A 7,231-nucleotide genomic window follows, 5' to 3' on the forward strand; every position below is an offset into this window, starting at 1 on the left:
CAGTACAAATGGATTATTCTGATTATTATAGTTTTAATGGTCAGCGATTGATTTTAAAATCTGGAGAATATGGTAAAGATGGCGCAGAATATGTGACAGAGAAATATTCTAATATCAAAATAAAATCTATTGGAAATAGTTTAAATATTTCAGGACCTAACTATTGGGAAGTAACTTTTGAAAATGGTTCTCAAGCTAAATATGAGAAAACATTTTCAACAGGATTTATGGGAGATACAACCCCTGCATTGGAGTATAACATCACAAAATGGAAAGATCCTCAAGGGAACTTTATCACATACAACTATGAATATACACCACTTGGTTCCGCGGGTATTAATGGTGGCGTGTCCAGAATATCCACTATAACATGGGGAGGAAATGAAACATTAAACAAACCTCATTATAACAGCATTGAATTTACTTATATAGACAGGGACTTGATCGAACAATCATATGTACAGGGATTAAGATATACTCAAAATAAACTTTTGTCCGAAATTAAGGTAAATTACAATGGCATCCAATTTAAAAAATATGGAATTGATTACGTTAAAAATGGAACAAATTATCAATCAGTTGATAAGATAACGGAGTACAATGCAGAAAACAAAGCTGCTAATCCGGTCGCTTTTACTTATCCTGCTCCTACCCAGCCTGTTTTAGAGTTTTCAGATAATAATGTAGATAGCTTTGAAAACGTAAAGCTGACAGGAGATTTTAACGGTGACGGATATTTGGATTTCTCCCTGAATAATGGTGTAGTAAAACTTGGAGGACTTAATAATACCTTTACTGATGTTTCTACAGGTAAAACTTTTAATACAGAAGCAAAAGTCGTTACTACATTGCTCGATGAAGAAGGACAAGTTTATAATGGAAATGGGATTGTTCAATATGAAGGTGGCAAAGTAGAAGGTTATATATTCAGAAGCAATACTTTTGTTAAAGTATTTGAAAAAGTTGTTTATATCGATCCAACATGTACTCAGGGAGGGGGAATAGGTAGTACAAGTTGCGTTTTGAATATGGCTTCATTTAATGAAGGAGATATTAATGGAGATGGTATTTCAGATGTATTTGTAACTATCAACAAAAAAATAACAGAATGGATTGTAAAGCCCTGTAATGGAACAGAGCCTGTAATAGGATTAGAAGAGGGAGGTCCATGTTATGGACAGCAAAATTACACTGAATTTGTAGGAAACTTCATCGTTGATTTAAAAAATCCCAACAATCCTTTGTCTAACTATACTGTTGATTCAGGAATCAATGAAAATTCCTATTATAAACAACAATATTTAGATATAGATGGGGATAAGAAGGTAGATATTATTGACGTCTCCAATACCGCTTATACTGTATTTGAATTTATAAAAACAGCTCCCAATCAATATCTTAAAAAGATAAAATTCACAGGTACTTTAGTCGAGACAAAGGCATCGGAATACCCTGTGTTGTTTGGAGACTTTAACGGTGATGGAAACCTTGACTTTACGATCCCAACAACAGATAACAAGGATAAAGATAACTGGAGGTTTTATATGGGGACAGGAAAAGGGTTTACCAATATCTTAAAAACAGATTTTTTGAAATACAGAAAGCCAGATGACTTTCAAAACAGTAATTACCCTACTTTTAATATTTACAGGAATTTTTACACCACCTCAGATATTAATAGGGATGGAAAATCAGATATTGTACACATCAACTCTTTTAATAAAGCGGGTGTAGTAAATTCGAGCGGATTAATACTTAAAAGATATTATGGCTATACTATTGATGCTTATACGGCTAATGGAGCTATGGCAAATGGAAGTCCTGATTTTTATACCAGTTATAATTATGGAGGGTATAATTACGTAACCAGTTCCAGTGAATTTGCTTTATTCTCTCCCGTCACCTCACAGGTAAAAGTCAACAACAACTATTATGATGTACTATTATTCTGGAAAGAGAGAATGCATAAGCTAAAATCCCCTTCACCCGTAGGAAAATTAGCCCAAGTACAATCTATTACGCAAGGAGGTATCGTTACATCAGCAGACTATATGGAAGTGATTCCGAATAATCCGACCCTTCCTAATTTCTACCAAAAAGTGAAAAAAGAATATTACCCATATTTTTCATTAAGTAGGGCAGATCAGTCCTATGCAGTATCACAACTTAGGCAAGAAGGCAGAAAGCAGGATTTCCGATACAGAGGAATGACAGGACATTTACAAGGCAAAGGCATGATGGGATATCATCAGTCTGCCCGCTCGTCATGGTATGCTGACGGTTTTGAAAATACCAAAATCTGGTCTGGAGAAGAGATGGATCCTCTTTTTGATGGTGCCCCGGTAAAAGAATGGAGCATCAGAACGACTAATGAAAATAACATTTTCCCAACTGATATTTCTGAGAACAATACTCAGTTATTAAGTTTTAAATCAACCATATATAATACTTATAAATTATTAGACGGACAGGTAGTAAGTACTCCTGTTTCTGATACAGATAAGCCAAGGATTGTTACAGCTACTGTTCCAAAAAGTACTAAAACAAAAGACTTTCTTAGTGGTACAATAACAAACAGCTCTATTATTTATGGAGATTACTATCTTCCAAAACAAACTCTTACCAATGTAAATAATGGTTATGCCGTAACCACTTCCGATTTTGAATATATTCATAATATAGCAACGGCAGGTTCTGATTATTTTGTGGGACGTCCACGTTCTAAGACCGAGCAAATTTCTGCCTACGGTGATACGAAATCTTCCAAAGAAGAATATACCTATGAAAATAATCTATTAAAAACCTTAAAAACATGGAATCGCGACAATACAGGGTATTTGCTTGAAACATACAATTATGATGGTTTTGGAAATATTACCGAGAAGACAATCAGCAATAGTGTGGACTCCCAAACCCAAACAAATGGAACCCTGTATGATCCTAAAGGAAGATTTGTTGTAAAGAAAACAGATAATTTAGGATTAGAAACAGGCATTGAATATAATGATTGGGGGCAGATAAAAAAGCAAACTGATGCATTAGGAAATACGCTTGTTAATACCTATGATGCCTGGGGAAAATTATTGACCTCTAAAACCAATCTTGGAGGCACAACTACCTATAAGTATGAAAGAGATGATAATTCTAATATCACTGTTACACAGTATAATCCGGATGGAGATATTTCAAAAAAATATACCAATAAGCTGGGACAAGAATATAAAATCTCTACTAAGGCATTTGGACAGGGACAATTTGTCTCTCAGGAGACTGGGTATGATCTACTGGGCAGAAAAATAAAAGAGTCTGAGCCTTACTTTGACGGGCAAAGTCCAAGTCAATTTAATACCATTGCTTATGACGACACGGTTTTTCCTGCTAAAATAACAGCCACTTCATTTAATGGGAAGCAAATGGAGACCTCTGTTTCAGGTTTAACATCTACTGTAAAAGAACTAAATGGATATGGGAGAACAACATCAAAAACTACCGATGCCTTAGGCAATGTAAGTTCTTCCACGGATAAAGGTGGAACAATCCAGTTTACTTACAATGCGGCAGGAGAACAAATAAAGGCACAATATGCTGAAAATATTGTGACCACTAAGTACGACTCCTGGGGTAGAAAATCAGAATTTAACGATCCTTCCAATGGCATTTACAAATATGAATACGATGGACTTGGACAGCCGAAAAAAACAATCAGTCCAAAAGGAACAAAAGAATTTACCTATAATAACTTAGGTCAGCTCATCTCGCAGAAGGAGATTTCAACAATAGACGGAGGACAGGCAACCAATAAATTGATTTCGTATTCATACGATAATAAAGGAAGGATTATTTCCAAATCGGGAACATCTAAAGGAAAAGCCTATAGCTCAAATGTTTCGTATGACCCTCAGGGAAGGCTCTTATCTTCATCCGAAAGCAGTAATGGGAAATATTTTATCCAAAAAGGAATTACTTATGACGATAAAGGAAGGGTAACCTCTTATGAAAAGCAACTCTATTCTTCCGGTGTTCTTACTAAAGTTCAGATTGAAAATGTGTACAGTGCATGGAATGGTGAGTTGTATCAGGTTAAAGATAAGTCAGCAGGTAAGATATTGTGGGAGCTCAAAGAAATCAACGCCAAAGGTCAGGTACTAAAATCCAGACTAGGCGCAGCAGATATTAACAATACCTATGGTACGAATGGTTTCTTGACAAATGTGAATCATTCTTCACAGGTAAAACCAGGTATCCTGCAATTATCTTATTCATTTGATGCGATCAAAAATGAACTCAAGAGTAGAACTACCGGAGGGGATTTTAACATTAATGAATCTTTTGATTATGATGATAATAACCGTTTGGTAAACTGGACCAATCCTGTTACGGGAGTTAAACCTCAATCTAACAGAAATGTTTATGACATTAAAGGAAGAATTACACAAAACGATCAGGTAGGAACAATTAAGTTTGAAAATTCTGCTAAGATTTATCAGGCTACAGGAATGACATTAAATGCGGCTGGAGAACAGAATTATAATAATGATCTGATCCAAAGCATTACCTATAATGAGAACAATGATCCTGTATTCATTGATGGAATCAAAGGAGATGTTGCCTTCCAATATGGATTAACTTCAATGAGGCAGAAAGTCACGTATGGTGGAAATTTCAGCAATGATACAGAAGGTAAATTCACGAAATTTTATAGTGAGGATGGGAGCTTTGAAGTGGTAAAAGATAATACAACCGGAAAAGAAAAACACATTCTTTATATTGGAGGGAATCCTTATGAATCAAATATTGTATATTTAAAAAACTTTACGGAGAGTAACGGTTCTTACAAATTCTTACATAAAGATTATATCGGAAGTATCCTGGCGATCAGTGATGAAGCCGGAAACAAATTAGAACAAAGGCATTTCGATGCATGGGGTAATTTCACACATTTACAAATAGGAAATGGGGCTATTATCACTGATAAAAATATAATTGACAATACTTCGTTGTTATTGGAAAGAGGCTATACCAGCCATGAGCATTTTGCAGAGGTAGGAATCATCCATATGAATGGAAGGCTGTATGATCCTTTACTGAGAAGATTCTTAAATGCAGATGAAAATATTCAGGATCCTTACAATACCCAAAACTATAACAAGTATGGGTATGTATTGAATAATCCTCTGATGTTTAATGATCCAAGTGGAGAGTTTTGGGTTGCCGGATTCTTTTTAACTTATTTAGCACCAGTAATTTGGGGAGTAGCAGTAGGAACACTGATCAGTGCAGGGATGTATGCGATACAGGCACTGGTCATGAATAGCTGGTCATGGAATGGTTTTGCCAATGCGCTGTTAATGGGTGCAGTCACAGGAGGAGTCTCCGGGGGACTGGGACAGGTATTCAGTGCCAGTGGTTTCTGGGGAACGGTAGGAAATGGTGCACTGGCAGGTGCAGGAACTGGTGGTGTTACAGCTTTACTTACCGGACAAAACTTCCTTGAAGGAGTACTGAAAGGTGCGGTAATCGGTGGCGGTGTGGCAGTCGTTAGCTGGGGAATTGATAAAATGGTAAATGCGGCTAATATTACAAAAGGAAATCATGAATATAGGATATCTGATAGTCCTGTGTGGGATTCAGGAAATTCAACAGATAATGTAAAATATGCTTACAGTACTGTACATGAATTTCAGGACGCTTATGGAGGATTAGGGAATTATGGTGTGGAGAACGTATACCTTAAAGCTCCTGAAGGATATGGCATTGCACAAAACGGAGGCTTCTATAAGAAATCTTGGTGGGAAAATTTATGGGGAATAGATAGAAAAGTTGCTGAGGCCGACCTTCTTGGAGTAACTACACCTTCAAATAATATCTATCTTGCAAAAAGAGCATTTGCCTCCAAGTCGCAGTTTGTTGATACAATAACTCATGAGGTAGGACATGTAGTTTTAAACAACTCAAAGTATGCATTATTAGCACAAACAGTTACCAAAAATATGGGTGTGTTTCAGGGAATTTTAGACTACGAAGGTCATGTTTCGATAAGAAAAATGACAATAGATTTATTTAATAAAAATTCATGGTTAGATAAAGCCGATTGGATGAAATCTCTTTATTTTCAAAGATTTTTACAAAATTCTAATCCTAATTTAGATAAATTGCTTTTGCCTCTAATAAAATCATTTAAATTTTAACAATGAAAAAGAAATTAAAATATTTTGGAATTATTTTCCTAATTGCATCATTTTGTACAGTGTTATTATTTATTTATAAACTTGATGATGTAAAAATTGATAAGAGAATAAAAGCAGAAGTGATACAAGAGTTAAAAACAAAAAAATATTTTTCATTTTCAAATTTTGGTAAAAAGCAAGTTTCTACAGATCTTTCTCTGGTAGAAAACGACACAGACACAGTCTATTGGCAATGTAATATTAGAGAATGGGAAAAATTAAAGTCAATACAAGAAATTAATTTTCATATTGGTGATGGATATAGCGGAACGAATATCAATATAATTAGACTATCTACCAAATATAAGGTCTTTATAAAAGATTATAATGACGATCATCACGTTCCTCAAAAAAAATATTGTATTGAGAATCCAAACTTGATTTTAGATAAGAAAAATTATATAAAAGGAGATAGTATTTATGGTAAAATTGATTTCACAATAAAAGAAGAAATTGATAGAGAAAATTCTGTTTATCATGTTAGAGGACATTTTAAAAGTAAAATAAATTGAATAGAACTTACAATATCCATAATTTAACAAATATGAGAATCAGGATAATAATCTCTTGATTTTAACGATCTAACGGAGAGTCTTGGGGTGCCAGATTCTTTTTAACTTAACCTGAGTTCGGTTTAAGCAAAGTTTAAAAATAGTTGACCGTCATTTACTTTTTTCAAGTTAAGTGACGGTTTTTTTGGAAAGAAACAATATGCTGTTAGCCCAACAACACACACTCCCACAAGGCTTTTGAGAGATATCCTACAAGCTACTTTAATCAGTTAAGAACGTTCACCAATCCAAAGCCTCACCTGTTTTAAAGCCTCATTTTCCCTCTTTTTCTTTCCTACAGTGTAAACTTTTGTGATAGCATCTGTTCGATGACTGGCCGCTGTCTTTGCAAGATTAATATCCGGTATAGCGATATAATCCGGAGCTAATGAGTCAGGTTTAAATCCATCTAATATATCTAAGAACAAATGCTTCAGAGCATAGAAATCTTCC

General features: G+C 34.8%; 2 protein-coding genes and 1 pseudogene. 2 read left to right on the top strand and 1 reads right to left on the bottom strand.

Annotation, left to right across the window (positions count from 1 at the left end; all coding sequences use genetic code 11):
* Nucleotides 1–47 precede the first annotated feature (47 nt).
* Both ACE3RB_RS19445 and ACE3RB_RS19450 read left to right on the top strand, forming a co-directional pair.
* Nucleotides 48–6,188, top strand: coding sequence for an RHS repeat-associated core domain-containing protein (locus tag ACE3RB_RS19445; RefSeq protein WP_374465726.1), 6,141 nt, complete (start codon nt 48–50; stop codon nt 6,186–6,188).
* A 2-nt stretch (nt 6,189–6,190) separates the two neighbouring features.
* On the top strand, nt 6,191–6,739 hold the full coding sequence (locus tag ACE3RB_RS19450) for a hypothetical protein (protein ID WP_374465727.1): 549 nt from the start codon (nt 6,191–6,193) through the stop codon (nt 6,737–6,739).
* A 269-nt stretch (nt 6,740–7,008) separates the two neighbouring features.
* Here ACE3RB_RS19450 and ACE3RB_RS19455 read toward each other — a convergent pair.
* Nucleotides 7,009–7,231, bottom strand: a pseudogene (locus ACE3RB_RS19455) (hypothetical protein); the annotation flags it as partial.

The sequence above is a fragment of the Chryseobacterium sp. genome (genome assembly GCF_041914225.1).
Classification (GTDB): domain Bacteria; phylum Bacteroidota; class Bacteroidia; order Flavobacteriales; family Weeksellaceae; genus Chryseobacterium.

What these genes read in the sequence shown, in the direction of transcription:
- ACE3RB_RS19450 (WP_374465727.1), top strand. Translation starts at nt 6,191, where the DNA reads ATGAAAAAGAAATTAAAATATTTTGGAATTATTTTCCTAATTGCATCA.